A 25,091-nucleotide genomic window follows, 5' to 3' on the forward strand; every position below is an offset into this window, starting at 1 on the left:
AGCCATGCGTCGGATATGGGCGTATGGAAAACGAGAGCTTTATGTATCTGAGACCATGCGCAGCGTGACGGTCAGGACTGGGTCGGGGTGACGATCTGCTGCCGCAGCGTGTCCAGCAGCGCGCCGCCGTCCTCCAGCGACAACCGGGTGAAGACGCCCGTCGCCAGGCTGCCGTGGTCGACCGAGGTGCAGACCACCACCGCGTCGCCGTCGGCGCGGCCCACCGCGCAGCGCTCGTACCGGCCCCGGACGCCGGTCTCCACCGGCACCGCGGGGTCGAGCGCGTACTGCTCGCTGAGGCGGGCCATCTCGGCCTCCGCGTCCGCCTCCGGGCTGAGCCGGAAGCCCGTGCCGCCGAAGATCGTCACCCGCTTGCCGTCGTCCGTGGCGTAGACGCCCGCGAAGGTGTCCTCGGCGAGCAGGTGGGCCTGGCGTACCTCGGTCTTCAACCGCTCGGCGGTGGCCTGGCTGCGTTCGTCCTCGCGCAGCCGCAGGCCGGCGGCCCGGTCCGGCAGCGCGGCGCTGGCCGGGTACTGGGTGGAGAGGGGCTGGACCCACCACAGTGGGACGCCGCAGCAGCAGACGAGGGTGAGCAGCAGCAGCCACGGCCAGCGTCGCCGGCGGCGGACCGGAACCGGGACGTACCCCTTCGGCGCCCGCCAGCCCGGGGGCGGGGCGACCGGCGGCGGGGCGGCTCGGCGGCGCTGCTTCGGCGGCCGGGTCGGTGCGGGCGGCGGCGGGGAGACCGGCGCCGGCGGCGGCGACACCGGACGGGCGGCGACCGGCGCGGGCGGGACCGGCGGGCCGGGCGGTGGGGCGGCCGGCGGCGCGGGGTTGGGGAGCGTGTGCGGCGGCGCGGCGTAGGGGAGTGTCGCCGGCAGGGCCGGGAAGTCGGCGGAGTGCAGCTCCCAGCCGCTGGTGTCGGCGCCCGCCCACGGGTCGACCGGCACCTGGTGCTCCGGCGCGGGCGGCGCGGGCAGCGGGGTGGGCTCGGCCGACTCGCCCCAGCCGCGCTTCCGGGGCGGCGGTGGCGGGACCGCCGCCGAGCCGCTCCACTTCGGGGCCACCGGCTCCGGCCGGGTCTCCACCCGGGTCGGGTCGGGCCGGGTCTCCGCCCGGGTCGCTTCCGGATGCGCGGCCGGCGGCGCCGGCTCGGCGCGGGTCGGGACGGCGGCGGAGCCCCGGGCCGGCGTGACCGACGGCGGGGTGGGCTCGGCCGCGGCGTCCGGGCCGGCGGGCGTGCTCGTCCCGCCCTCGTCGGTCGTGGCCGGGCCGTCGCCACCGACTGCCGGTGCGTCGCCACCGACTGCCGGTGCGTCGCCGTCGGCTGCCGGTGCGTCCGTGCCGGTCGCGGCCGGTGTCTCGGGACCGGTCCGGACCGGGTCCTGGGTGACCCGGGGCCCGTCGTCGGTGGCGGGCCCGGCGTCGCCGTCGGCCGCGGACTCGGCGGGCGCGGCCGGCTTCTCGTCGTCCGCCGCCCGGGTGTCGTCGGTCCCGGCGTCGTCGGCGCCCGTGGGCGGCCCGGCGGACGGTGGTACGGGCTCGTGGGTGACCGCCGGATCCCGGTCCGTGACCGGGTTGCCCCCGTCGGCCGGCCGGTCTGCTCCCGGCTGCGGCTCCGGCATCGCGGCAATCTCCTCTCGCGCCGGTTGCGAGGTTAGTACCGGAGTGCCACCGCCGCCCAACCCGCCCGCCGCCGGGCCGGGCGGCCGGGTCGACCGGCCGGCCCCCCGGCGCGCCACCGGCGGTGTCCGGAGGAGGACGCCTAGTCTCGGCGCATGTCCGCATCGGGCGAGGCCGCCGGCACGCCGCCGGTCAGTGACATCGGCAGGCTGACCGGGTTCAGCGACGGGGTCTTCGCCATCGTCATCACCCTGCTGGTGATCGAGCTCCGGGTGCCCGCCCACCGGCCGGGGGAACTGCTCACCGGCCTCGTCGAGGAGGCCCCGGCCTACGTCGCCTTCCTGCTCTCCTTCGGCTACGTCGGGGTGATCTGGCTCAACCACCACATGCTGCTGCGGCTGGTCCGGAGCACCACGCTCGGCCTGAACTGGATCAACCTCTGGCTGTTGCTCGGCGTGGTGGTCATCCCGTTCCCGACCGCGGTGCTCGCCGCCGCCTTCGCCCACGACGGGAACGACCACGACCGGCGGGTGGCCGTGCTGCTCTACGCGCTGGCCGCGGCGGCGATGTCCGCACCCTGGCTCGCTTTCTTCAGTTACCTGCGCCGGCATCCGGCGCTGCTGGGGGAGGGAATCTCCGTGGCGCACGTCGCCGCCCAGCGGGCCCGCCCGGTCACCGGGATGGCGCTCTACCTGCTCAGCGGCGCGCTGGGTTGGTTCGTCAGCCCGGTGCTCGGAGTGATCGGCATCGTGGTCATGATCGCCTATCACGCGCTGACCAGCGAGGGCGTCCGCCGGGGTCGACCGCGCCGCCGCTGACCGCCGGCGGTCCGGTTCCTCCCGCCTTGGGCGACCGGGCCGGCGGGCGGTGCGGCGCGGTGCCCGGCGGACGGGCGCGTACCCTTGGGCTTCATGAGCGTCCCGTCCACGACGCCGCGCCCCGCCGCGGCCAACTCCGTCTGGCCCCAGCTTGAGCCGCTGCTGCCCCAGGTGACCAAGCCCATCCAGTACGTCGGTGGGGAGCTGGGTGCGGTGGTCAAGGACTGGGACGCGGCGGTCGTCCGCTGGGCGCTGATGTATCCCGACGCGTACGAGGTGGGCCTGCCAAACCAGGGCGTGCAGATCCTCTACGAGGTGCTCAACGAGCTGCCCGACGTGCTCGCCGAGCGGACGTACGCGGTCTGGCCGGACCTGGAGAAGCTGATGCGCGCCCACGGCGTGCCCCAGTTCACCGTCGACGCGCACCGCGCGGTACGCGACTTCGACGTGTTCGGCGTCTCGTTCTCCACCGAGCTGGGCTACACCAACCTGCTCACCGCGATCGACCTGGCCGGCATCCCGATGCTGGCCGCCGACCGCACCGACGCCGACCCGGTGATCGTGGCCGGCGGGCACGCCGCGTTCAACCCGGAGCCGATCGCCGACTTCGTCGACGCCGCCGTGCTCGGTGACGGCGAGGAGGCGGTCCTGGAGATCACCACGATCGTCCGGGAGTGGAAGGCCGAGGGCTCCCCGGGTGGCCGGGACGAGCTGCTGCTGCGGCTGGCCCGCACCGAGAGCGTCTACGTGCCGCGCTTCTACGACGTCGACTACCTGCCCGACGGCCGGATCCAGCGGGTCGTGCCGAACCGGGCGGACGTGCCGTTCCGGGTGCACAAGCGCACGACGATGGACCTGGACGCCTGGCCGTACCCGAAGAAGCCCCTCGTCCCGCTCGCCGAGACGGTCCACGAGCGGTACGCGGTGGAGATCTTCCGGGGCTGCACCCGGGGCTGCCGGTTCTGCCAGGCCGGCATGATCACCCGTCCTGTGCGGGAGCGGTCGATCACCACGGTCGGGCAGATGGTGCGCGAGGGGCTGGAGTTCTCCGGCTTCTCCGAGGTCGGCCTGCTCTCGCTCTCCTCGGCCGACCACTCCGAGATCGGTGACATGTGCTCGGGCCTGGCCCAGCAGTACGAGGGCACCAACGTCTCGCTGTCGCTGCCGTCGACCCGGGTGGACGCGTTCAACATCGACCTGGCCCAGGAGCTGTCCCGCAACGGGCGGCGGACCGGCCTGACCTTCGCCCCGGAGGGCGGGTCGGAGCGGATCCGCAAGGTCATCAACAAGATGGTGTCGAAGGAAGACCTCATCCGTACCGTGGTCACCGCGTACACCAACGGCTGGCGGCAGGTGAAGCTCTACTTCATGTGCGGCCTGCCCACCGAGACCGACGAGGACGTCCTCGAGATCGCCGACATGGCGCACGAGGTCATCAAGGCCGGCCGGGCGGCCACCGGCAGCAAGGACATCCGCTGCACGGTCTCCATCGGCGGTTTCGTGCCGAAGCCGCACACCCCGTTCCAGTGGGCGGCGATGGCGCGGCCGGAGGTCATCGACCACCGGCTCAGGCTGCTCAAGCAGGCGATCAACGCCGACCGCTCGCTGGGCCGGGCGATCGGCTACCGGTACCACGACGGCGAGCCCTCGCTGATCGAGGGCCTGCTCAGCCGCGGTGACCGTCGGGTCGGCGCGGTGATCCGCAAGGTCTGGGAGAACGGCGGCCGGTTCGACGGCTGGAGCGAGCACTTCTCGTACCAGCGCTGGGTGGACGCCGCCGCCGAGGTGCTGCCGGCCTTTGGGGTGGACCTCGACTGGTACACCACGCGGGAGCGCGAGGAGTTGGAGGTCCTGCCCTGGGACCACCTCGACTCGGGTCTCGACAAGGACTGGCTCTGGCAGGACTGGCAGGACTCGCTGTCGGAGTACGAGCAGGACGACTGCCGATGGACCCCGTGCTTCGACTGCGGCGTCTGCCCGTCCATGGACACCGAGATCCAGATCGGCCCGACCGGGAAGAAGCTCCTCCCGCTGACCCCGATCGGCGGTTCCGGCCTGAAGGTCCCGTCCGGCACCCAGCAGTGACCGTCTTCCCGCAGTGACTTCATGATCAACCGGTCCTGACCCCGAGGAGCACGACGATCAGCAAGAAACCACAGCCGGAGGGCGGGCAGGCGCCCGTCGTCCAGCGCGTCCGGATCCGGTACGCCAAGCGCGGACCGCTGCGGTTCACCTCGCACCGGGACTTCGCCCGGGCCTTCGAGCGCGCCCTGCGCCGGGCCGGCGTACCGATCGCCTTCTCCCAGGGCTTCACCCCGCACCCGAAGATCTCGTACGCCAGCGCCGCGCCCACGGGCGTGGCCAGCGAGGCCGAGTACCTGGAGATCGGGCTCCGCGAGCCGGTCGACCCGGACCGGTTGCGGGCCGCCCTGGACGCCGCGCTCTCGCCGGGACTCGACGTGCTCGACGCGGTGGTGGCCGGCGGCGGTAGCCTCGCCGACCGGATCGAGGCCTCCCGCTGGCGGATCGAGCTGCCCGAGGTCGACCCGGCGCTGGCGGAGCAGGCGGTGGCCGCCTTCCGCGCCGCCGAGGAGATCCAGGTCGAGCGGATGACCAAGCAGGGGCGACGGACCTTCGACGCGCGTTCGGCGGTCATCGGCATCGATGTCGTACCCGCGTCCGAGACGCCTTCCGGGGCACCGGCCGTACCGTGTGCGATACTCGAACTGGTCGTGCGGCAGGTCACCCCGTCCGTACGGCCCGATGACGTCCTTTCCGGCCTCCGCGTGGTGGCCGCCTTGGAGCCGCCGGTCTCCCCGAAGGTGATCCGGCTGGCGCAGGGCACGCTGACCGCGCAGGGCGAGATCGTGGATCCGTTGGATGCGGATCGCGACGGGGCAGCCATCGGTGAGCACTGACCGACGGTTGGTGTTCCAAGCAGGCAGACTTCGGCGGTCGCGCACCTCGCGCGCCCGGCGGAAACACTTTTGCGGCGACCCTGCGTGGCAGCGCTCACCCGCGCCCGGGGCAGCCAGAACTGGAGAACGTCCATGCTCGAGAACGAGCCCGAGGGCGGCGAACGGACCGGCTCACAGCCGGCCGGCGACACCGCCGACACCAGCACCGACAGCACCGCCGAGGTCCGGCCGCCGGCCCGGAAGCGGACCAGCCGCCGCAAGGCCGCCCCGCTGAACCAGCCGGAGCAGACCGAAGCGCCGGCCGAGGCGCCCGCCGACGCCGGCACGACCACGGGCGAGTCGCCCCAGGCCGAGGTGTTCGCCCCGGTCGCGGGTGAGCTGGAGGCCGCCCCGAAGACCCCCCGACGCCGCCGGAAGGCGACCACCGCCAAGGCGGTCGAGGAGCCCGTGGTCGCCACCGCCGCGGAGGAAGACTCCGCGGAGGCCGTCCCGCCGGTCAAGGTGACCCGCACCCGGCGCCGGAAGGCCGTCCCGCCGGCGGCCGAGGCCGCGCCGGCCGAGCCGGAGGCCGCCGCCGAGGAGGAGGCCGCCGAGCCGGCCGAAGCCGAGGAGGAGACCTCGGTGGCGGAGAACGCCGCGGAGGCGACGCCGACCGAATCGGGTACCGCCGAGATCCCGCCGGCTGCCGAGGCCGCCACCGCGCCGCCGACCGGAGCCGAGGACCGCACCGGCGACGTCGCGCCCGGCGCGGCCGTCCCGGGCGAGCAGCCCGCAGAGCAGCCGGAGCCGCGGACCCGCCGGCGGCGGGCCGCGCTCTCCGCGCCGACGGTGCTCTTCATGGCGCCGCAGCCGGAGGAGGCGCCGGTCGTCCGGGCCACCGCGCCCGCGCCCGCAGCCGAGGAGCCGGCCGAGGAGCCGGTCGAGGAGCCCGTCGAGACCGGCCGCCGCCGTCGTCGCGCCCGCCGCGAGGTGGAGCCGGTCGAGGTCGAGGTCGAGGTCGACGAGGAGCCCGCCGTCGAAGCCGAGGAGATCGGCGAGGCGGAGGACGAGGACGAGGAGTCGGCCGCGGCCCGTCGCCGTCGCCGTCGCGGACGCCGCGGCCGCGGCCGCGGTAAGGGTGGCGCGGAGGACATCGAGGACGAGGAGGCCGAGGAGGCCATCCAGGCCGAGAGCGCCGAGGCCGAGGCCGAAGAGGCCGAGGAGGAGGAGGGCGAGGGCGACGGGATGACCCGCCGCCGGCGCCGCCGTCGTCGTCGGGGCGCCGGCGAGGTCGAGACCGCCGCCGAGGACGGCGTGCCCACCGTGGTCAAGATCCGCGAGCCGCGCCGGGCCGTCGACGAGGTGCAGGGCGTCTCCGGCTCGACTCGGCTGGAGGCCAAGCGGCAGCGCCGCCGGGACGGCCGGGAGCAGCGGCGTACCCGGCCGCCGATCCTGAGCGAGTCGGAGTTCCTGGCCCGCCGGGAGGCGGTCGACCGGGTGATGGCGGTCCGCCAGCGCGGCGACCGGACCCAGATCGCGGTCCTCGAGGACGGCGTGCTGGTCGAGCACTACGTCACCCGCAACTCCTCCGGCACCATGGCCGGCAACGTCTACCTCGGCAAGGTGCAGAACGTCCTGCCCAGCATGGAGGCGGCCTTCGTCGACATCGGGCGCGGCCGCAACGCCGTGCTCTACGCCGGCGAGGTCAACTGGGACACCAGCGGCCTGGAGGGTCGGGCCCGCTCCATCGAGCAGGCGCTCCGCTCCGGCGACTCGGTGCTGGTGCAGGTCACGAAGGACCCGATCGGGCACAAGGGCGCCCGGCTGACCAGCCACATCGCGCTCTCCGGCCGGCACCTGGTCTACGTGCCCCACGGCAACGCCTCCGGCATCAGCCGGAAGCTGCCGGACACCGAGCGCAAGCGGCTGCGGGACGTGCTCAAGAGGCTGGTCCCGGACGGCGCGGGCGTGATCGTGCGGACCGCCGCCGAGGGGGCGAGCGAGGACGAACTGGCCCGCGACGTCAAGCGGCTCCAGGCGCAGTGGGAGGACATCCAGGCCAAGGCGGCCGAGGGCGGCGCCCCGGTGCTGCTCTACGAGGAGCCGGACCTGGTCATCCGGGTCGTGCGGGACCTGTTCAACGAGGACTTCCGCGAGCTGGTGATCGAGGGCGAGCAGGCGTACGACGTGGTCGAGTCGTACCTGTCGCACGTCTCGCCGGACCTGGTCGCCCGGCTGCGCCGGCACGCCGGCACCACCGACGTCTTCGCCGAGTACCGGATCGACGAGCAGATCCTCAAGGGGCTCGACCGCAAGGTCTTCCTCCCCTCCGGCGGTTCGCTGGTGATCGACCGGACCGAGGCGATGACCGTCATCGACGTCAACACCGGCAAGTACACCGGCTCCGGGGGCAACCTGGAGGAGACGGTCACCCGGAACAACCTGGAGGCGGCCGAGGAGATCGTCCGCCAGCTCCGGCTGCGCGACCTCGGCGGCATCGTGGTGATCGACTTCATCGACATGGTGCTGGAGTCGAACCGGGAGCTGGTGCTCCGCCGGCTCACCGAGTGCCTGGGCCGGGACCGCACCAAGCACCAGGTCACCGAGATCACCTCGCTCGGCCTGGTCCAGATGACCCGCAAGCGGATCGGCGCGGGCCTGCTGGAGGCGTTCAGCGAGACCTGCGAGTGCTGCAAGGGCCGCGGCCTGATCATCCACACCGAGCCGGTGCCGGAGAAGCCGCGTTCCGGCGGCGTGGGGGAGAAGGTCAAGGCGGTCGCCTCGGCGGTCACCACCCCCGCCGCCGAGCAGGGCACCGCCTCGTCCCGACGCCGGGCCCGCAAGTCGGCCGCGCCGGAGAAGACCGTGGCCGAGGTGACCGAGACCACCGACGCCGCCGACGCGGGGCCGCCGACGGAGCCGGACTACCACGACACGATGGGCTACGACCTGTCCCGGTACGAGTCCGAGACGGCGGCCGCCCCGGCGGTCGCCGACAGCCAGGAGGGCGAGTCGGCCCGGCTGGCCGCGGCGGACGACCCGGACGCGCTGAGCGACGGTGACACCGACGAGGAGGGCACCGAGGGCGGCACCGGCCGGCGGCGCTCCCGTCGCGGCGGCACCCGCCGGCGTACCCGGCCGTGAGCCGCTGACCTGCGCGAAGTCTGACAGGGCCCCTTCCCCGGCATGAGTGTCCGGTGGGAGGGGCCCTGCCGTCTCGACGGCCCCCGGCCGGACGGCGCCACGCCCCACCGGTCACGACGGCACTGGGCGTGCCCTGCGGCACTCCCACTCCGGGCGGGCACCGGCGGCGCGGGCGTCTGCCAGGCCGCGACAGGGGCCGGCTCGACCCGACCGGCGGCCCGGTTTGGGCGGCGGCCCGGGTATGGCGTACGCTTGCCTGCGGCGCACTTTGGTGTGCCGAGTTCCCGCGTGCCCGCGCCGCCGGTGTCACTGCTACCCGGCGAGTCGCCGTGGGAACGACCGCCAGCAGCCTCAACGACAGGGAGTCCGCCTCCGATGTACGCGATCGTCAAGACCGGCGGCAAGCAGTACAAGGTCGCCGAGGGCGACGTGATCGAGGTCGAGAAGCTCACCGGTGCCCCCGGTGACGCGGTGAAGCTCACCGCGGTGCTCCTCGTCGACGGTGACGACCTGGTGACCGACGCGGCGAAGCTTGCCAAGGTCGCGGTGTCCGGCGAGATCGCCGCGCACACCAAGGGCCCGAAGATCCGGATCCACAAGTTCAAGAACAAGACCGGCTACCACAAGCGCCAGGGTCACCGCCAGCCGCTGACCCAGGTCAAGGTGACCGGCATCTCCAGCGGGAAGTAGGTCGTCCTCCAATGGCTCACAAAAAGGGTGCGTCCAGCTCGCGTAACGGTCGCGATTCCGCGGCCCAGCGGCTCGGCGTGAAGCGCTTCGGTGGTCAGGTCGTCAGCGCGGGTGAGATCCTCATCCGTCAGCGTGGCACCAAGTTCCACCCCGGTGACCTGGTCGGCCGTGGCGGCGACGACACGCTGTTCGCGCTGGCCACCGGCTCGGTCCAGTTCGGCACCAAGCGTGGTCGCAAGACCGTCAGCATCGTGCCGCAGCAGTAGTTCGAAGGCGTTGCGGGCCGCGGACCTCGGGTCCCGGCCCGCTTCGTTTTTTCTCACGCGGGGTGGACCCCGCTGGAAGGATTGGCGTCGTGACGACGTTCGTTGACCGGGTCGTCCTGCACATGCAGGCCGGCGACGGCGGGCACGGCTGTGTCTCCATCCACCGGGAGAAGTTCAAGCCCTTCGGCGGGCCCGACGGTGGCGACGGCGGGCACGGCGGCAGCGTCTCGCTGGTCGTCGACCCGCAGGTGACCACGCTGCTCGACTTCCACTTCCGTCCGCACCTGAAGGCCGAGAACGGCAAGGGTGGCGCCGGCTCGAACCGGGACGGGGCCAACGGCCACGACCTGATCATCAAGGTGCCGAACGGCACCGTGGTGCAGACCCTCGACGGCGAGGTGCTGGCCGACCTGGTCGGCGTGGGCACCACCTTCGAGGCGGCCCGGGGCGGTCGCGGCGGGCGGGGCAACGCCTCGCTGGCCAACGCCCGGCGCAAGGCCCCCGGCTTCGCCGAACTGGGCGAGCCCGGCGACCGGCTGGACGTGGTGCTGGAGCTGAAGAGCGTCGCCGACGTCGGCCTGGTCGGCTTCCCGTCGGCCGGCAAGTCCTCGCTGATCTCGGTGATCTCCGCCGCCAAGCCGAAGATCGCCGACTACCCGTTCACCACCCTGGTCCCGAACCTGGGCGTGGTCCGGGTTGACAACCACACCTTCACCGTCGCCGACGTGCCGGGTCTGATCCCGGGCGCGGCCACCGGCAAGGGCCTGGGGCTGGAGTTCCTCCGCCACGTCGAGCGCTGCGCCGTGCTGGTGCACGTGGTCGACACGGCGACGCTGGAGCCCGGCCGGGACCCGCTCGCCGACATCGACACCATCGAGGCGGAGCTGTCCGAGTACGGCGGCCTCGCCGACCGGCCCCGCCTGGTGGCGCTCAACAAGATCGACGTACCGGACGGGCGGGACCTCGCCGAGATCGTCCGGCCGGACCTGGAGGCGCGCGGTTTCCGGGTCTTCGAGGTCTCCACGGCCACCCGCGAGGGGCTCAAGGAGCTGATGTTCGCGATGGCGGAGGTGGTCGAGCAGGCCCGCCTCGCAGCGCCGCCGGCCGAGCCGACCCGGATCGTGATCCGCCCGAAGGCGGTCGACGACACCGGCTTCACCATCGAGGTGGAGGAGGACGGCTCGTTCACCGTGCGGGGAGCCCGGCCGGAGCGCTGGGTGCGGCAGACGAACTTCGACAACGACGAGGCCGTCGGCTACCTGGCCGACCGGCTGGCCCGCCTCGGCGTCGAGGAGAAGCTGGCCAAGGCCGGCGCCAACCCCGGCGACCTGGTGCGGATCGGCGACCGGGAGTTCGACTGGCAGCCGACCCTCTACGCCGGGGTGGACTTCGTCCCGGGCAACCGGGGCACCGACATCCGGCTGGAGGAGAAGTCGACCCGCGCCTCGGCGGCGGAGCGGCTGGCCGCGCGCAAGGCCCGCCGGCGGCGTCCCGAGGACGAGCTGGAGGCCGGTGGCCTGGACGCGGACCTCTCCGACGACCTGGACGACGACGACCTGGACGACAACAAATAGCTCGGCCCCGTCCGTGCTCCGGTCGTTCGCCGGAAACCTCCGCGAAATCCGCTCGGCTTAACGTGACGTGATGCTGATCGAATCCCGTCCCGCCACCGATCCCGAGATCGCCGCCCTGGTCACGGCCCAGCAGCGCGAGCTGCGGGCGGCCGACGGCGGGCTGGACGGGCAGGCGACGCTGACCCACGACGACATCCACTACCTGGCGGCGGTGGTCGGCGGCCGGGCCGTCGGCTGCGGTGGTCTCCAGGCCCTGGACGGCGACACCGGGGAGCTGAAGCGGATGTACGTCCGTCCGGCGTACCGGGGGCGGGGCATCGCCCGTCAGCTGCTGTCCGCCCTGGAGGAGCTCGCCTTCCAGCGCGGACACGCCGTGGTCTGCCTGGAGACGGGGACGTACCTGCCGGCCGCGATCGGGCTCTACACCTCCTGCGGGTACGAGCCCATCTCGGTCTACGGCGAGTACGTCGGCAACCCGTACAGCGTCTGTTTCGCCAAGCGGCTGCCCGTCGCCGCCTGACGGCGGCCGACCCGGGCGGCGGGGGCGGTCAGGCGCCGGTCTCGGCGTGCGCCGCGGTGACCGGCTTCGACTCGGGGCTGGCGTGCTGCCGCAGCACGATGCTGAGCAGGATCAGCACCCCGACGGCGAGGAACTCGCTCTGCCAGTTCTGCATCGACTGGAACCAGAAGTCGCTGGTGAAGAGGAACTGGCCGGCGCCGATCGGGGCGGCGCCGCTCTCCAGCGCCTGCTCCTGGTTGTACTCCGCCACGCCGCCGAACAGGTGGCCGAGGAACGAGCCGGCGAAGATCAGCAGGAGCGCCAGGGACAGGCTGTTGCGGTAGACGGCCAGGGGGAAGCCGCCCACCCGGACCGGCCAGGGGGAGTCCGGCTTGGCCCGGCGGGCGTCGTCCTCGGGCCGGTCAGTCTGGCCCGCGGGCTTCGACTCGGCCGAGCCCTTCTGCACCAGGTACGCGGTGAGCAGCACGTAGCCGCCCATCTGGAGGAACTCCGACTCCCAGTTCTCGAAGACCGCCTCGGCGAAGTGCCCGGTGCCGAGGTACGCCCACCAGCTCAGCTGAGCCGCGCCGTACTGGCTCAGCTCCTCGTTGTGCACCCGCCAGCCGAACACGCTCTGCAACAGCAGGAAGATCAGGAACGCGCCGAGCATGGCGACCGTGAGCGCGTTCTCCCGCAACCACCGTGGCATCGCCGGGCCTCCTTGTCCGTCGGTCACTCCCCGTGGTGACTCTCCGGTGCCCCGGGCGGGGATTCGGCAAACTCCGCGCCGGGTGTGTCGGGTCACGGACCACCCGCTCGGGTGACGGCGCAGGTCAGGGGCGGTCCATCGGGGTGTCCAGCCGGCCGCCGGTGCCCACGTCGTTGGAGAGCAGCAGCCCCACCACGAGCATGCCGAAGCCGAGGAACAGGTGCAGCCAGTTGTCCGCGTCGTTGAAGGGCCAGAAGTTCGCCGCGGTCTCCAGGTCGATCCCGAAGCCGTACAGCCAGAGACCCAGGTAGGCGGCGCCGCCGCCGGCCAGGAAGAGCCGGGCCCCGGCGACCCGGCGGGCGAGCACCAGCCCGACCAGGCCGAACAGCAGGTGCAGCAGGTTGTGCAGGACCGACACCTGGAACAGGCCGAGCAGTTTCGCCTCCGAGTGGTGCCCGGCGAAGGCCAGGTCACCGTAGTGCGTGGTGACCCCGGGGACGAACCCGAGCACGCCGATCAGGACGAAGACGGCGGCCACCGCGGCGGCGACCGGCTGGATCCGGGGCTTCGGGCCGGCCGGGGCGCGTCCGCGCACGTCACGTGCCATCGCTGTCACCTCCGTGGATCACCCGCCGCCCGGAACCGGACGACCCTCCATTGTGTGACCGCGACCAGGCGCCTCCGCAGAGAAATGACGAATCAGGCATGGACCCGACGACTAGGGGTAGGTCAATGGTCACGCCGACAAACGTCGGCGCGACCCCCCGACACGACCGCTATGACCATCCGAGCGGAAGGGTAATCATGACTTACGATCTTTCCCCCACGTCCTCCACCTACGGGCAGGAGTCGCACAACGGCGGTGGCGTCCGTGACCAGGCCCGCCAGGTCGGCTCGGAGGCGGCGAACGCGGGCGGCGCCGTCGCGGAGACCGCCAAGGAGCAGGGCAAGGAGGTGGTGGGCGAGGCGAAGCGCCAGGCCCGCAACCTCTACGGCGAGGCCCGCAACCAGGTCGCCGCCCAGACCAGCCAGCAGCAGCAGCGCGCCGCCGGCAGCCTCCGCTCGCTGGCCGAGGAGATGCGCTCGATGGCGCAGAACAGCGGCCAGTCCGGCCCGGTGACCGAGCTGGCCCACCAGGCCGCCGACCGGGTGCACGGCGTGGCCGGCTGGCTGGAGCAGCGCGAGCCGGGCGACATTCTGCACGAGGTGAAGAGCTACGCCCGCCGCAACCCGGGCACCTTCCTCGTCGGCGCCGCCGTCCTCGGCGTCCTCGCCGGCCGGCTGACCAAGAACATCGCCGCCACCGGCGACGACGACCCGGCCCGCCGGGCGTACGGCCCGGGCTACGACCCGGACCGGACCGCGGTCATCCCGACCTCGCGCGCGGTGCCGGAGGCCGTGCCGCCGGGCGGCTACCTCGACCCGACCCCGGGCAGCTACGCCGACCCACAGACCGGCTACGCCGAGCCGGGCGGCTACACCGACCCGACCCGCGGCGGCTACGCCGAGCCGCAGACCGGCACCGGCCGGCCGCTGCCGCCGGTGAGCCAGACCGACCCGCTGCCGGGCGTGCCGTCGAGCGGCGTCACCCGTCCGTGAGCGGCCGATCCGTCAGAAGGGAGGCGACGGCATGAGCATGCCGACGCAGGGGTCCGGACTGGACTCCGGTTACCACGCGGAGACGGGCGCCCCGCACACCGCGGACGAGGTCCGGGGCAGCTCCCTCGGTGAGCTGATGCGTTCCGTCACCACCGACCTCTCCACGCTGATCCGGCAGGAGGTCGAGCTGGCCAAGGCGGAGATCCGCCAGGAGGGCAGGAAGGCGGGCAAGGCCGCCGGGCTCTTCGGCGGCGCCGGCTTCGGCGGTTACATGGTGGCGCTCTTCCTCTCGATCGCGCTCTGGGCCGGGCTGTCCAACGTGATGGACGCCGGCTGGGCCGGGCTGATCGTGGCCGTCATCTGGGCGGTCATCGCCGCGGTCCTCTACTCCATGGCCAAGAAGAACGCCGAGCGGATTCGCGGCCTCAAGCAGACCAACGACAGCGTGCAGCGCATCCCCGACGCGCTCAAGCCGCACCCGGAGGGAGTCACCAGATGAGCACTGACCCCGACCAGATCCGCCGAGAGATCGAGGCCACCCGTAACAGCCTCAGCTCCGACGTGGACGCGCTGGCGTACAAGGTCAGCCCGAGCCGCATCGTCGACGACCGCAAGCAGCGGGCGCGCAACGCGCTCCAGAATGTGAGGGACAAGGTCATGGGAACCGCCTCGGACTACGGCCACAGCACCGGTCACGCCGCCGACTCGGTGGCCCACCACGCCTCCTCGGCGGCCTCCACCGTCAGCGACAAGACGCACGCCGCCGCCTCCACCGTCGGGGACGCCGCCCAGCGGGCCCCGCACGTGCTGCGGGAGAAGTCCGAGGGCAACCCGCTGGCCGCCGGCCTGATCGCGTTCGGCGCCGGCATGCTGGTCTCCTCGCTGATCCCGGCCAGCCGCCGCGAGCAGCAGGTGGCGGCGCAGGTCAAGGAGAAGGCCGGCGAGCACGCCGGCGCGGTGAAGGAGAAGCTGGGCGAGGTGGCCGGCGAGTTCAAGGAGGAGCTGCGCGAGCCGGCGCAGCAGGCCACCGAGTCGGTGCGCGCCACGACCCAGGACGCCGTGCACGCGGTCAAGGACGACACGAGGTCGGCCGCGCACGACGTCAAGGACACCGCACAGCAGTCCCGCGACCAGGTCCGGTACTGACCGGGGTCCTCGTCCACCGCAGCTCGCGGTCACTCCCGGCCCGCTCGGGAAAGGGGCCGCGAGCTGTCGCGTGCGCGGCGGACCGGTCGCGGTCGGTGCGGAGCCGGTGTCGGGACCGGTTCAGCTCGGCGCCGAGCCGGTGGCACCGGCGGTGCGGTCCGCGACCGCCCCCCGCGGCCGGCCGGCGGCCTCCACCCACAGCACCAGGTCACCGGGACCGTTCGCGGCCAGCCGGCGGCGCAGCGTCCGGACGGAATGCGCGGCCTCGCGCACCCGGACGTCCGCGCAGGGCACGCCGCCGCGCCAGCGCCGGCCCAGCGCGAGCCAGGAGCAGACGCCGCGTTCCAGCACCCAGAGCGGGGCGGCGAGCGCGGTGTGCGCCGGGAAGACCCGGGCGCCCCCGGCCCGCCGGCGGCCCACCTCGGCGACCGCCACCGTCGCGACGGCGGCCCGCAGCAGCAGGCCGGGCCGGCGGGCGGCCAGCGCGGCCACCACGCCCGGCAGCACCGCCAGCGCGGCCAGCAGCCGCAGCGGCTGGGCCTGGTCCCGGTACGCCTGCCGGATCCGCTGCCCGCGGAAGTGCGCGGCGGTCGGCGGGAGCCGGCGTACGTGCAGCCAGGCGGGCGTCGCCGTGGCACCCCCGTACGCCCGCACGGTCCGGGCCAGCTCCAGGTCCTCGAAGAGCACGTCCGGGTCGTACCCGCCCATCGCGCGGAAGGTGCCCCGGCGCACCGCCACGGTGCCCGGCCAGTCGCCGCCGAACGCCCGGTTGAGCAGGGTCCGGCCGGTGTCCCACCAGGCGTGCCAGGGCAGCCGGTCGAAGTGGCCCTGCGGCCGGACCAGGTCCACCCGGTCCAGCAGCTCGTGCACCGCGCGGAGCCCGGACTCGTCGTACCGGACGTCGTCGTCGGCGATCACCACGTGTTCGTGCCGCGCCAGGCCGACCCCGGTCAGCACCCCGAGCGCCCTGCCCTGCGCGCCGCCCAGTGCGGCGTCGGGCCGGACGTGCCGGACGAGGCCCCGCCACGCGGCGGCGTGCCGGGCGAAGAGCTCCGGCGGGGAGCCGTCGACCACGGTGACGTCCACCCACCGGGCGAGGTGGCGCAGGTGGTCGGTCAGCCCGGTCAGGCCGCTGTCGTCGGACCGGCGCAGCGGCAGGACGTACTCGACGGGGAGCCGACCGGGTCGCCGGCCGCCGCTCGGCCCGGCGGCCGTGCCACCGACGACCGGGGCCGGCGCGAGCGCCGCGTGGTGATCGCGGGCCGGCGCGCTCATGCCGCCGCCCGGCCCGACGGGGCGAACCCCCGGCTGCCGGTGGGCCGGCCTGGGCCGCGGTGATCGAAGGACACGCTGCCTCCCGGAGGAACGCGGGGACGGGGTCGGCGGGTGCCCTAATTTCCGCCAATCAAACCGATTTGTCGTTTCGACGCCCTCCCGGCGGGTAGCGCTGCGGGATGCGGGCGGTCCATCCCCGGACGCCCGGGCGGAGGAGACGTGATGACCAGCAGAGGAACGAGGTGGGCGCTGGCGGGCGCGGCCACGGTGACCGCCGTCGGTGTCGGCCGGATGGTGGCCCGGCGGCGGCGTCCGCTCCAGGCCGAGCGGGCGGACGGCTGGTACGTCGTCCAGCGGGGGATCACCGTGGACCGCCCGATGGACGCCCTGATCGACTTCTGGACCGACCGGGAACGGCTGGACCTGGCGCTCGCCGAGTGGGCGACCCTGGAGCAGCTCGACGACAACCGGTGGCGCTGCGTGGCGAGCGACCCGGCCGGCGGCGGCACCGAGTGGCGCGCCGAGCTCACCGTCGAGGGTCCGGGCCGGCTGAGCTGGCGGGTCACCGAGGGGCCGGTGGTCCAGCAGGGGCAGGCCGAGCTGGTCCCCGCCCCGCACGACCGGGGCACCGAGATCCGGACCGAGCTGCGCTGGCGGTCCAACCCGGTCCGCCGGGCCCTGGGGCGGACCACCGGCCACGACCCGGAGGTGGGGCTGCGGGACACGCTGTACCGGATCAAGTCGCTGGTCGAGGCCGCCTGACGCGGTCGATTCGATCGCGGGCGGCGGGGGTACAGCAGTCGTCATGGCCGCGCAGAACGAGCAGAGCCCGCACCGAGCCGGCACCGCCGGCAGAGCCTTCGCCGGCAGCGGCGCCGCCCTGGTGGTGGCCGGCACGGTCGCCCTGCTGACCCGGCAGCCGTGGCTCTTCCCCAGCCTCGGCCCGGCGGTCATGCTGCACGTCGAGCAGCCCGGCGACCACACTGATCGTGAGCCTGGGGCTGCTGCGCACCCCCAGCCAGCTGGTGACCGCGTTCGCCGCCGTGCTCCTGGTGACCCTGGTCGACTGGCTGTTCATCCGGGCCACCGGCCGGCCGATGCCGTTCTGGGCGCCTTCGAAGAAGGAGGGATGAGCGATGGTGGACCGGATCGCGGACCCGTGGGGGCCGCGCACCCCGTACGGGCCGGGTGAGCGCTGGCCGGCGCGGGTGGACACTTTCCTCTCGGCCGGGCACACCGAGGCCGACGTGCAGCGCTGGGTGCCGAGCGCGTCGATCCTGCACTCCAACGGCGACGCGATGGACATCGCGGTGGTCGACGACCGGATCGTCGGGGTGCGGGGCCGGGCCGGCGACCGGATCAACCACGGCCGGGTCGACCCGAAGGACCTGTACGGCTGGCAGGCCAACCACAGCCCGGACCGGCTGCGCCGGCCGTTGGTGCGCGAGGGCGACCGCCTGGTGGAGACCGACTGGGACACCGCGATGGGCCGGATCGTGGCGCGCTCGAAGGAGCTGCTGGACGGCCCGGGCGGTTGGGGCCACTTCGGCTTCTACACCAGCGGTCAGCTCTTCCTGGAGGAGTACTACACGCTCGGGTTGATCGGGAAGGCCGGGCTCGGCACCCCGCACATGGACGGCAACACCCGGCTCTGCACCGCCACCGCCGCCGCCGCGCTGAAGGCGTCCTTCGGCACCGACGGGCAGCCCGGGTCGTACACCGACGTGGACCACTGCGACGCGATCGCGCTGTGGGGGCACAACGTCGCGGAGACCCAGACGGTGCTCTGGATGCGGATGCTGGACCGGCGGCGCGGGCCGAACCCGCCGGCGATGCTCGCGGTCGACCCGCGCGCCACGCCGGTGGCCCGGGAGGCCGACGTGCACCTGGCGTTGCGCAACGGCACCAACCTGGCGCTGCTCAACGGCCTGCTCCGCGAGCTGATCAACCGCGGCTGGTACGACGAGGAGTACGTCCGCGCGCACACCGTCGGCTTCGACGAGCTGTGCCGGGTGGTCGAGGACTACCCGGTGGCGAAGGTGGCGGAGATCTGCGACCTGCCGGCCCGCGACATCGAGCGGGCCGCCGAGCTGCTGGGCCGGTCGCAGCGGCTGGTCTCCACCGTGCTCCAGGGCTTCTATCAGTCCAACCAGGCCACCGCGGCCTCCTGTCAGGTGAACAACCTGCACCTCATTCGCGGCATGATCGGCCGGCCCGGGGCCGGGATCTACCAGATGAACGGCCAGCCCACCGCGCAGAACAACCGGGAGTGCGGCGCCGACGGCGACCTGCCCGGCCTGCGCAACTGGGAGAACGAGGAGCACGTCGCGGAGCTGGCCCGCCTCTGGAACGTCGAGGTGGACACCATCCCGCACTGGGCGCCGCCGACCCACGCCATGCAGATCTTCCGGTACGCCGAGCAGGGCTCGATCAAGCTGCTCTGGATCTCCGCCACCAACCCGGTGGTCTCCCTGCCGGACCTGGCCCGGATCCGCCGGATCCTGGCGAAGCCGGACCTGTTCCTGGTGGTGCAGGACCTCTTCCTGACCGAGACCGCGGAACTGGCCGACGTGGTGCTGCCCGCGGCGACCTGGGGCGAGAAGACCGGCACCTTCACCAGCGTGGACCGGACGGTGCACATCTCCGAAAAGGCCGTCGAGCCGCCCGGCGAGGCCCGTCCCGACCTGGACATCTTCCTCGACTACGCGCGCCGGATGGACTTCCGGGACAAGGATGGCCGGCCGCTGGTCAAGTGGTCGGACCCGGAGGCCGCGTTCGAGGCGTGGAAGGAGTGCTCGCGCGGCCGGCCCTGCGACTACACCGCGATCACGTACGAGCGGCTGCGCGCCGGCGGCATCCAGTGGCCGTGCACCGAGGAGCACCCCGACGGCACCGAGCGGCTCTACACCGACGGGGTCTTCAACACCGACCCCGACTACTGCGAGTCGTACGGCCACGACCTGGCCACCGGGGCGGAGCTGCTGCCCGACGAGTACCGGGCCAAGGAACCGCGCGGGCGGGCGTTCCTGCATGCGACGCCGTACCAGCCGTCGCCGGAGGTGCCGAGCGACGACTATCCGCTGCTGCTCACCACCGGGCGCACCGTCTACCAGTTCCACACCCGCACCAAGACCGGGCGCGCCCCCCAGTTGGTGCACGCCGCGCCCGAGGTCTGGGTCGAACTCAACCCCGCCGACGCCGGGACGCTCGGCGTCGGGGAGGGAGACCTGGTCCGGGTGGAGTCACCGCGCGGCGCCGTCCGCGCCCGGGCCCGGATCTGCGGGGTACGCCCCGGCGTGGTCTTCCTCCCCTTCCACTACGGCTACTGGGACGCCGCCGACCCGGCCGGGCCCGGCGGTCCGGACGGCGGCGCTGCCGATCGTGGCGCGGGCCGTCGGCACGACCGGGCCGCGAACGAGCTGACCATCACCGCCTGGGACCCGGTCTCCAAGCAGCCGATCTTCAAGGTCGCCGCCGTGCGGGTGGTGAAGGAGGCGGACTCCGGGGGCCGGCCCTCGCCCGCACCCACCGTCGGCGGCTCCGCTCCGCCCGAGGGATCGGGCATCCCGGCCACCGTCGGTGGGCCGGCCGCCGAGGCACCGTCGAGAGGGGAGTGAGATGCACCTGGCGCACTATCTCGGGCTGCTGCACAAGGCCCAGAACCGCCTCGGGGACGCGTTCACCGAAATCGGCGAGGCGCACCGCGACGAGCCGGACATCTTCCACACCTGCCAGCGGCTGGCCGGCCAGTGTCGGGGCCACGCGGAGAAGCTGGCCCCGTTCGCCCACCGGTACGCCGAGGACGCCCCGGCGGAACCGGACCGGCTGCACTCGCAGCTCTTCTCCGGCACCCGCTCCGGCGGGCTCGGGCTGCTCCGCGACCTGCAGGACCTCTACCTGATGGCGGCGGAGTGCGACATCAGCTGGGCGGTGGTCGGCCAGGCCGCGTACGGGGCCCGCGATGAGGACCTGCTGGCGGTGGTGAAGTCCTGCGAGCAGGAAACCGCGATCCAGCTCAAGTGGCTGCGTACCCGGATGAAGCAGGCCGCGCCCCAGGCGCTGGTGGCGGCGGAGTGAGCCCGGCCTACGCGGTGCGGCGCACGCCGTCGATCAGGAAGCCGCTCGGCGGCAGGGCGGGCATCCGCCGCAGGCTGATCGCCAGGTCCTGCGGCGGCACCCGGTAGCTCATGGCGGTGGTCAGGTTGGTCACCGCCCGCTTCATCAGCTCGATGGTGATCCACTCCCCGGCGCAGCGGTGGCCGGTGAGCTGGTCTCCGCCGCCCTGCGGGACCAGGCCGAAGGGGTCGCCGCGCCAGCCGACGAACCGGTCGGGCCGGAACTGCTCCGGCCCCGGCCAGAGCTCCGGGTGGCGGTTGGTGCCGTAGAGGTCGAGCAGCACCCGCCGCCCCAGCGGGAAGTGGTGTCCCGACCACTCGAAGGGGCGCCGGACCCGGGCCGCCGCCACCGGAAAGAACGGGTAGTAGCGGCGGACCTCCTGCACGAAGGTCTCGGTGGCCGGCTCGTCGCCGCGGACCCGCTCCCGCCACAGCGGGTGGTCGTGCAGCGCCAGCGCGGCGAAAACCACGAAGCGGTCCACGGCGACGGTCGGGCGGAGGACGTTCAGCAGCTCGACCGCGGCGATCCGGCGGGGCAGCGGGTGGCCCCGGTCGTCCCGGTGCTCGACGATCACCCGCAGCGCGCTGCCCTCCGGGGCGGGGAGGGCACCCGCCCGAACGCGGTCGACGACTTCGCCGGTCCAGCGTTCGGCGCGCCGTCGGCCGAGCAGGCCACGCCAGTGCCGGGGGCCGACCGCGGCCGGGGCCTCGATCATCGCGTGCAGCTCGCTGGTCCACCGGGCCACGTCCGGGTCGGCCAGCGGCACCCCGGCCCAGGCGCAGACCGCCCGGGTGAGCATCCGGGCCGCCTCGTCGTAGAGCACCACCGGGCCGGACCGTTCCCAGATCGGGATCCGGGCCCGCCACTCGTCGTCGAAGAGCTGGCCGAGCTGACGGATCGCGGCGGGCGTCATGATCGACATCAGCATCGCCTTCCGCGCCCGGTGCACGGCGTCATCCAGCCCCTGCACCCCGCCGACCCCGGTGAGCGTCCGCTGCGCGCGGATCGGCATGGCCCCCCGCCGGCGGAAGCGCTCGTCGTCGTAGAAGAGCTCGACGGCGGGGCGGCCGCGCAGGCAGATGGTCGGTTCCAGCAGCAGCCGGGTCTGGAAGATGTCGCTGCCGTACCGGTCGCAGCGCTCGCCGATGAACCGGTAGCCCTCGCGGAGGAACGCCAGGGTGCTGTCCGGGCTGCGGTCGACGGGGATGCTGCTCATCTGCTGCTCCTGACCTGGTTCGGCAGCGGGCTCGGCACTGCGCCCGCTTGCGTCTACCCGTGCACAGCCGGCTGAACCGCCCATCATCGCCGAAATCAACAGCACCGGGGAGGGGCCAGCCGAAGCTCGTCGCGCTGGCCCCTCCCCGGCCGACGGAAATCTGTTTGGCTGCCGCAGGCGAGGCCGGCCGCCGGGGCCGGATCGACGACGGGGAGGACGAATGCGGGACAACAGGCCGCCGTACTGGCGGCAGCGGCGGGTGGTCGAGGCGCTCGGCGCCGGCCGCGACCGGCCCGGAGCGGGCGGCCCCGACCTGCCGCTGCTCGCGCCGCCGCGCCGTGGGCCGGCGCCGTCCCGGTACTTCACCGTGCACCTCGGCTTTTACGCCGACGACGCCGACCGGGCCCGGGAACTGGCGGTGGCGTACGCCGAGGCGCTGAGCCTGCTCCGCCCCGAGCTGGCGCTCGGTGCCGCCGCGCTCTCGCCCGCCGACGCCTGGCAGCGGGCCGAGCGGCTGTTCTGCGGGGCGGTCGGGCCGGACGGCGAGCGGTGCGCCGACGTCGCCGGCCATCCGGGCTTCCACCACGCCCCCGGTCCGGGTGGTCTCGGCTGGGGCGACGGTGATCTGTGAGCGCCGCCGGGAGGTGACGCACCGTCCCGGCGGCGGAGCGCCGCGGTCAGTCCAGGTCGAACTCGCCGTCCTGGGCGCCCGCGACGAACGCGTCCCACTCGGCCTGGGTGAAGACCAGCACCGGCCCGTCCGGCTCGGCCGAGTTGCGCATGCCGATCAGATCGTCGACGAAGGCCACCTCGACCGCGCTGTCGGAGGTGTCGCCCTCGGCCCGCTGCCAGACCGCCCGGGTGAGGTCGAAGTCGCCCTTGGGGTGCTGACCCATCGTTGTTCCTCCATCGCCATGCCTCACGGGAAGCCCGTCCGGATCCCCATCGGGCAGGATAAGCGGATGCCAAGCCTGACCCGTGTAGAGGCGACCGCGCGTGGCGCGTTGATTACCGTCGAGTCCTACCAGGTGGACCTCGACCTGACCGGTACCGGCGAGCGGTTCCGCTCCGCCGTCACCATCCGGTTCCGGGCCACCCCCGGCGCCGAGACCTTCGCCGAGGTCAAACCCGCCGGCCTGATCGAGGCGCGGCTGAACGACCGGGAGCTCGACCCCGCCGCGCTGGCCGACAACCGGCTGCCACTGACCGGCCTGGCCGCGGAGAACACGCTGACCGTCCGCGCCGAGATGGCGTACTCGAACACCGGCGAGGGGATCCACCGCTTCGTCGACCCGGCCGACGGCGAGACGTACCTGTATGCGATGTCGTTCCTCGACGACGTGCAGCGCATCTTCGCCGCGTTCGACCAGCCGGACCTGAAGGCGCCGGTCACGCTCTCGGTCACCGCCCCGCCGGAGTGGACGGTCGCAGCCAACGGCCAGGTCGCCGCCCGGCCCGCGCCGGGGCGCTGGGAGTTCGCCCCGACCGCGCCGCTGGCGACGTACTTCTTCACGCTGATCGCCGGGCCGTGGCACGTCCGGCACGACGAGCACGACGGCATCCCGCTCGGCGTGTACTGCCGGCGCTCCCTCGCCGCCCACCTGGACGCCGACGCCGACGAGATCTTCACCGTCACCAGGCAGTGCCTCGACCGGTTCCATCAGCTCTTCGCCGAGCGCTACCCGTTCGGCAAGTACGACCAGGCGTTCGTGCCCGAGTTCAACGCCGGCGCGATGGAGAACCCGGGCCTGGTGACCCTGCGGGACGACTACGTCTTCCGCTCCGCGGTCACCGACACCCAGCGCGAGCTGCGCGCCACCACCATCGCCCACGAGATGGCGCACATGTGGTTCGGCGACCTGGTGACCATGCGCTGGTGGGACGACCTCTGGCTGAACGAGTCCTTCGCGGAGTACCTGGGCACCCGGGTGACCGCCGAGGCCACCCGCTTCGACCAGGCGTGGACGACCTTCGCCATGCGCCGCAAGGCCTGGGGGTACGCGGCCGACCAGCGGCCCTCCACCCACCCCGTCGCGCCGGAGGAGGTCGCGGACGCCGCGCAGGGGCTGCTCAACTTCGACGGCATCTCGTACGCCAAGGGCGCCAGCGTGCTGCGGCAGCTCGTCGCCTGGCTCGGCGACGGCGTCTTCCTGGCCGGGCTGAACGCGCACTTCGCCGCGCACCGGTTCGGCAACGCCACCCTGGCCGACCTGCTCGCGAGCCTCAGCGCCGCCAGCGGGCGGGACCTCACCGACTGGGCCGAGCGCTGGTTGCGCCGCCCCCAGGTGAACACGCTGCGGATGGAGACGGCGGTGGACGTCGACGGCCGGTGGACCGAGGCGGCGGTGGTGCAGACCGCGCCGGAGGCGTACCCGGTGCTGCGCCCGCACCGCATCGGCGTCGGCCGGTACGCCGCCGACGGCACCGCCAGCCGGTTCGAGGTGGACCTGGACCCGGACGCCGACAAGGGTCGTACCGAGCTCGACCGACTGGTCGGCGAGGCCGCCACCGGCCTGCTGCTGCCCAACGCCGGTGACCTGACCTTCGCCAAGATCCGCCTCGACCCGGCCTCCGCCGACGCGGTGCCGATGGTGCTGCCGGCGCTGGCCGACCCGCTGGCCCGGGCGCTGCTCTGGGGTGAGGCGCTCGACGCGGCCACCGACGGGGAGCGGCCCGTCGCCGCCCTCGTGGCGTTGATCGCGGCGGCGCTGCCCGCCGAGACCGAGGTGATCATCGCGGAGGACGTGCTCACCCTCAGCCGCGGCCTGATCGACCGCTACCTGGACCCGCTGGCCCGCGACGCGGCCCTGCTGCGGGTCGCCGGGGCCTGCGCGACGCTGCTCGCCGGGGCGCCGCCCGGCGGGTCGCTCCAGCTCGCCGCGGCCCGGGGCCTGATCTCGTCGACCACCGACACCGCGCTGCTCGGCGGCTGGCTGGCCGGCGACGGCGTGCCGGCGGGGCTCGCCGTGGACGCCGACCTGCGCTGGGCGCTGCTGCTGCGCCTGGTCGTGCTCGGCGCGGCCGGCGAACCGGAGATCGCCGCCGAGGCGGCCGCCGACCGCAGCGCCACCGGGGCGGAACGGGCCGCCAGCTGCCGCGCCGCGCTGCCCGACCCGGCGGCCAAGCGGGCCGCGTGGGAGATCGTCACGGTCAACGCCGAGCTCTCCAACCGCCTGGTGGAGGCGACCGCGGAGGGCTTCTGGCAGCCGGAGCAGGCCGAGCTGACCGCGTCGTACGTCGAGCGGTACTTCGCCGACATGCCGGCCGCGGCGCGGCTGCGTACCCCCTGGACGGCCGACCGGGTGGCGGCCCTGGCCTTCCCCCGCTACGCCGTGGCGCAGCCCACCCGGGAGTTGGCCGCGGCGCTGCTGGCCCGCGACGACCTCACGCCGGGGTTGCGCCGGCGGGTCACCGACGCCGACGACGACCTGCGCCGCGCGCTGGTCGCCCGGACGGCGGCGGCCGCCGCGGCGGCCTGACCGGGCCGCGCGCGGCGGTGGGTCCGGCGTGGGTGGCGCA

Annotated in this window: 23 protein-coding genes; 17 read left to right on the plus strand and 6 right to left on the minus strand. The window is 73.8% G+C overall.

The window, feature by feature from the left end:
• Positions 1-71: 71 nt before the first annotated feature.
• Positions 72-1,625: a hypothetical protein gene (locus ACFOYX_RS27010; RefSeq protein ID WP_322443793.1), complete on the minus strand. Its 1,554-nt coding sequence runs from the start codon at positions 1,623-1,625 to the stop codon at positions 72-74.
• A 153-nt stretch (positions 1,626-1,778) separates the two neighbouring features.
• Between ACFOYX_RS27010 and ACFOYX_RS27015 the strand changes: the two genes are divergently transcribed.
• The 8 genes from ACFOYX_RS27015 (at position 1,779) to ACFOYX_RS27050 (ending at position 11,532) form a co-directional block, all read left to right on the plus strand.
• Positions 1,779-2,441 carry a TMEM175 family protein gene (locus ACFOYX_RS27015; RefSeq protein ID WP_322443792.1) on the plus strand — a complete coding sequence of 221 codons (663 nt, stop codon included), beginning with the start codon at positions 1,779-1,781 and terminating at the stop codon, positions 2,439-2,441.
• A 93-nt stretch (positions 2,442-2,534) separates the two neighbouring features.
• Positions 2,535-4,526 carry a TIGR03960 family B12-binding radical SAM protein gene (locus ACFOYX_RS27020; RefSeq protein WP_238454444.1) on the plus strand — a complete coding sequence of 664 codons (1,992 nt, stop codon included), beginning with the start codon at positions 2,535-2,537 and terminating at the stop codon, positions 4,524-4,526.
• Between the two features lie 113 nt (positions 4,527-4,639).
• Positions 4,640-5,359: a TIGR03936 family radical SAM-associated protein gene (locus ACFOYX_RS27025; protein ID WP_322443796.1), complete on the plus strand. Its 720-nt coding sequence runs from the start codon at positions 4,640-4,642 to the stop codon at positions 5,357-5,359.
• A gap of 132 nt (positions 5,360-5,491) precedes the next feature.
• Positions 5,492-8,482, plus strand: coding sequence for an Rne/Rng family ribonuclease (locus tag ACFOYX_RS27030; protein WP_322443791.1), 2,991 nt, complete (start codon positions 5,492-5,494; stop codon positions 8,480-8,482).
• Positions 8,483-8,857: 375 nt separating this feature from the next.
• Positions 8,858-9,172 carry a 50S ribosomal protein L21 gene (rplU, locus tag ACFOYX_RS27035; protein ID WP_067312477.1) on the plus strand — a complete coding sequence of 105 codons (315 nt, stop codon included), beginning with the start codon at positions 8,858-8,860 and terminating at the stop codon, positions 9,170-9,172.
• Positions 9,173-9,183: 11 nt separating this feature from the next.
• Positions 9,184-9,438, plus strand: a complete 255-nt coding sequence (gene rpmA / locus ACFOYX_RS27040) for a 50S ribosomal protein L27 (RefSeq protein WP_109802075.1) — start codon at positions 9,184-9,186, stop codon at positions 9,436-9,438.
• 89 nt (positions 9,439-9,527) lie between these two features.
• Positions 9,528-11,012 (plus strand): GTPase ObgE, encoded by a 1,485-nt coding sequence (gene obgE, locus ACFOYX_RS27045; protein WP_109802074.1) that lies wholly within the window; start codon positions 9,528-9,530, stop codon positions 11,010-11,012.
• A gap of 70 nt (positions 11,013-11,082) precedes the next feature.
• Positions 11,083-11,532: a GNAT family N-acetyltransferase gene (locus ACFOYX_RS27050; protein ID WP_322443790.1), complete on the plus strand. Its 450-nt coding sequence runs from the start codon at positions 11,083-11,085 to the stop codon at positions 11,530-11,532.
• 28 nt (positions 11,533-11,560) lie between these two features.
• On the opposite strand, the gene ACFOYX_RS27055 is transcribed toward ACFOYX_RS27050, so the two are convergent.
• Together ACFOYX_RS27055 and ACFOYX_RS27060 are read right to left on the minus strand one after the other, a co-directional pair.
• Positions 11,561-12,220, minus strand: a complete 660-nt coding sequence (locus ACFOYX_RS27055) for a DUF6766 family protein (protein WP_109802072.1) — start codon at positions 12,218-12,220, stop codon at positions 11,561-11,563.
• Positions 12,221-12,344: 124 nt separating this feature from the next.
• Positions 12,345-12,827: a DUF4383 domain-containing protein gene (locus ACFOYX_RS27060; protein WP_109802071.1), complete on the minus strand. Its 483-nt coding sequence runs from the start codon at positions 12,825-12,827 to the stop codon at positions 12,345-12,347.
• 197 nt (positions 12,828-13,024) lie between these two features.
• On the opposite strand from ACFOYX_RS27060, the gene ACFOYX_RS27065 reads away from it, so the two are divergent.
• The 3 genes from ACFOYX_RS27065 to ACFOYX_RS27075 are packed head-to-tail and all read left to right on the plus strand — an operon-like array spanning position 13,025 to position 14,965.
• Positions 13,025-13,819 (plus strand): hypothetical protein, encoded by a 795-nt coding sequence (locus ACFOYX_RS27065; protein WP_109802070.1) that lies wholly within the window; start codon positions 13,025-13,027, stop codon positions 13,817-13,819.
• A gap of 31 nt (positions 13,820-13,850) precedes the next feature.
• Positions 13,851-14,318 carry a phage holin family protein gene (locus tag ACFOYX_RS27070; protein WP_109802069.1) on the plus strand — a complete coding sequence of 156 codons (468 nt, stop codon included), beginning with the start codon at positions 13,851-13,853 and terminating at the stop codon, positions 14,316-14,318.
• Positions 14,315-14,965, plus strand: coding sequence for a DUF3618 domain-containing protein (locus tag ACFOYX_RS27075; RefSeq protein WP_322443789.1), 651 nt, complete (start codon positions 14,315-14,317; stop codon positions 14,963-14,965). The genes ACFOYX_RS27070 and ACFOYX_RS27075 overlap by 4 nt, the downstream gene beginning before the upstream one ends.
• A gap of 120 nt (positions 14,966-15,085) precedes the next feature.
• Here ACFOYX_RS27075 and ACFOYX_RS27080 read toward each other — a convergent pair whose 3' ends face one another.
• Positions 15,086-16,240 carry a glycosyltransferase family 2 protein gene (locus tag ACFOYX_RS27080; RefSeq protein ID WP_322443788.1) on the minus strand — a complete coding sequence of 385 codons (1,155 nt, stop codon included), beginning with the start codon at positions 16,238-16,240 and terminating at the stop codon, positions 15,086-15,088.
• A 222-nt stretch (positions 16,241-16,462) separates the two neighbouring features.
• On the opposite strand from ACFOYX_RS27080, the gene ACFOYX_RS27085 reads away from it, so the two are divergent.
• The 4 genes from ACFOYX_RS27085 (at position 16,463) to ACFOYX_RS27100 (ending at position 20,317) form a co-directional block, all read left to right on the plus strand.
• Complete coding sequence (locus tag ACFOYX_RS27085) at positions 16,463-17,002, plus strand: cyclase (protein ID WP_322443787.1); 540 nt, start codon at positions 16,463-16,465, stop codon at positions 17,000-17,002.
• A 227-nt stretch (positions 17,003-17,229) separates the two neighbouring features.
• The gene (locus tag ACFOYX_RS27090) at positions 17,230-17,373 is read left to right on the plus strand and encodes a hypothetical protein (protein WP_322443786.1); all 144 of its coding nucleotides are present in this window, start codon (positions 17,230-17,232) and stop codon (positions 17,371-17,373) included.
• A gap of 3 nt (positions 17,374-17,376) precedes the next feature.
• A complete protein-coding gene (locus tag ACFOYX_RS27095; RefSeq protein ID WP_322443785.1) occupies positions 17,377-19,857 on the plus strand; it encodes a nitrate reductase in 2,481 nt (826 codons plus the stop codon).
• A gap of 1 nt (position 19,858) precedes the next feature.
• Entirely contained in the window at positions 19,859-20,317 is a 459-nt protein-coding gene (locus ACFOYX_RS27100; protein ID WP_109802064.1) for a hypothetical protein, read from the plus strand.
• Between the two features lie 7 nt (positions 20,318-20,324).
• Here the strand turns inward: ACFOYX_RS27100 and ACFOYX_RS27105 are convergent, their stop codons facing one another.
• On the minus strand, positions 20,325-21,572 hold the full coding sequence (locus ACFOYX_RS27105; protein WP_322443784.1) for a cytochrome P450: 1,248 nt from the start codon (positions 21,570-21,572) through the stop codon (positions 20,325-20,327).
• A 220-nt stretch (positions 21,573-21,792) separates the two neighbouring features.
• Between ACFOYX_RS27105 and ACFOYX_RS27110 the strand changes: the two genes are divergently transcribed.
• Positions 21,793-22,203: a hypothetical protein gene (locus ACFOYX_RS27110; protein WP_322443783.1), complete on the plus strand. Its 411-nt coding sequence runs from the start codon at positions 21,793-21,795 to the stop codon at positions 22,201-22,203.
• A 46-nt stretch (positions 22,204-22,249) separates the two neighbouring features.
• Here ACFOYX_RS27110 and ACFOYX_RS27115 read toward each other — a convergent pair whose 3' ends face one another.
• Positions 22,250-22,468 carry a DUF397 domain-containing protein gene (locus ACFOYX_RS27115; protein ID WP_089013001.1) on the minus strand — a complete coding sequence of 73 codons (219 nt, stop codon included), beginning with the start codon at positions 22,466-22,468 and terminating at the stop codon, positions 22,250-22,252.
• Between the two features lie 66 nt (positions 22,469-22,534).
• On the opposite strand from ACFOYX_RS27115, the gene pepN reads away from it, so the two are divergent.
• Complete coding sequence (gene pepN / locus ACFOYX_RS27120) at positions 22,535-25,051, plus strand: aminopeptidase N (RefSeq protein ID WP_377534517.1); 2,517 nt, start codon at positions 22,535-22,537, stop codon at positions 25,049-25,051.
• The last annotated feature ends 40 nt before the right edge of the window (positions 25,052-25,091 follow it).

Origin of the sequence: Micromonospora sp. GCM10011541 (genome assembly GCF_042650725.1) — a bacterium.
GTDB classification, from domain to species: domain Bacteria; phylum Actinomycetota; class Actinomycetes; order Mycobacteriales; family Micromonosporaceae; genus Micromonospora; species Micromonospora sicca.

Excerpts from the sequence above, each read along its gene's own strand:
- ACFOYX_RS27010 (WP_322443793.1), bottom strand. The coding sequence starts at position 1,625 with ATGCCGGAGCCGCAGCCGGGAGCAGACCGGCCGGCCGACGGGGGCAAC.
- ACFOYX_RS27015 (WP_322443792.1), top strand. The coding sequence starts at position 1,779 with ATGTCCGCATCGGGCGAGGCCGCCGGCACGCCGCCGGTCAGTGACATC.
- ACFOYX_RS27020 (WP_238454444.1), top strand. The coding sequence starts at position 2,535 with ATGAGCGTCCCGTCCACGACGCCGCGCCCCGCCGCGGCCAACTCCGTC.
- ACFOYX_RS27030 (WP_322443791.1), top strand. The coding sequence starts at position 5,492 with ATGCTCGAGAACGAGCCCGAGGGCGGCGAACGGACCGGCTCACAGCCG.
- rplU (WP_067312477.1), top strand. The coding sequence starts at position 8,858 with ATGTACGCGATCGTCAAGACCGGCGGCAAGCAGTACAAGGTCGCCGAG.
- rpmA (WP_109802075.1), top strand. The coding sequence starts at position 9,184 with ATGGCTCACAAAAAGGGTGCGTCCAGCTCGCGTAACGGTCGCGATTCC.
- ACFOYX_RS27050 (WP_322443790.1), top strand. The coding sequence starts at position 11,083 with ATGCTGATCGAATCCCGTCCCGCCACCGATCCCGAGATCGCCGCCCTG.
- ACFOYX_RS27055 (WP_109802072.1), bottom strand. The coding sequence starts at position 12,220 with ATGCCACGGTGGTTGCGGGAGAACGCGCTCACGGTCGCCATGCTCGGC.
- ACFOYX_RS27060 (WP_109802071.1), bottom strand. The coding sequence starts at position 12,827 with ATGGCACGTGACGTGCGCGGACGCGCCCCGGCCGGCCCGAAGCCCCGG.
- ACFOYX_RS27065 (WP_109802070.1), top strand. The coding sequence starts at position 13,025 with ATGACTTACGATCTTTCCCCCACGTCCTCCACCTACGGGCAGGAGTCG.
- ACFOYX_RS27070 (WP_109802069.1), top strand. The coding sequence starts at position 13,851 with ATGAGCATGCCGACGCAGGGGTCCGGACTGGACTCCGGTTACCACGCG.
- ACFOYX_RS27075 (WP_322443789.1), top strand. The coding sequence starts at position 14,315 with ATGAGCACTGACCCCGACCAGATCCGCCGAGAGATCGAGGCCACCCGT.
- ACFOYX_RS27080 (WP_322443788.1), bottom strand. The coding sequence starts at position 16,240 with ATGAGCGCGCCGGCCCGCGATCACCACGCGGCGCTCGCGCCGGCCCCG.
- ACFOYX_RS27085 (WP_322443787.1), top strand. The coding sequence starts at position 16,463 with ATGACCAGCAGAGGAACGAGGTGGGCGCTGGCGGGCGCGGCCACGGTG.
- ACFOYX_RS27095 (WP_322443785.1), top strand. The coding sequence starts at position 17,377 with ATGGTGGACCGGATCGCGGACCCGTGGGGGCCGCGCACCCCGTACGGG.
- ACFOYX_RS27100 (WP_109802064.1), top strand. The coding sequence starts at position 19,859 with ATGCACCTGGCGCACTATCTCGGGCTGCTGCACAAGGCCCAGAACCGC.
- ACFOYX_RS27105 (WP_322443784.1), bottom strand. The coding sequence starts at position 21,572 with ATGAGCAGCATCCCCGTCGACCGCAGCCCGGACAGCACCCTGGCGTTC.
- ACFOYX_RS27110 (WP_322443783.1), top strand. The coding sequence starts at position 21,793 with ATGCGGGACAACAGGCCGCCGTACTGGCGGCAGCGGCGGGTGGTCGAG.
- ACFOYX_RS27115 (WP_089013001.1), bottom strand. The coding sequence starts at position 22,468 with ATGGGTCAGCACCCCAAGGGCGACTTCGACCTCACCCGGGCGGTCTGG.
- pepN (WP_377534517.1), top strand. The coding sequence starts at position 22,535 with ATGCCAAGCCTGACCCGTGTAGAGGCGACCGCGCGTGGCGCGTTGATT.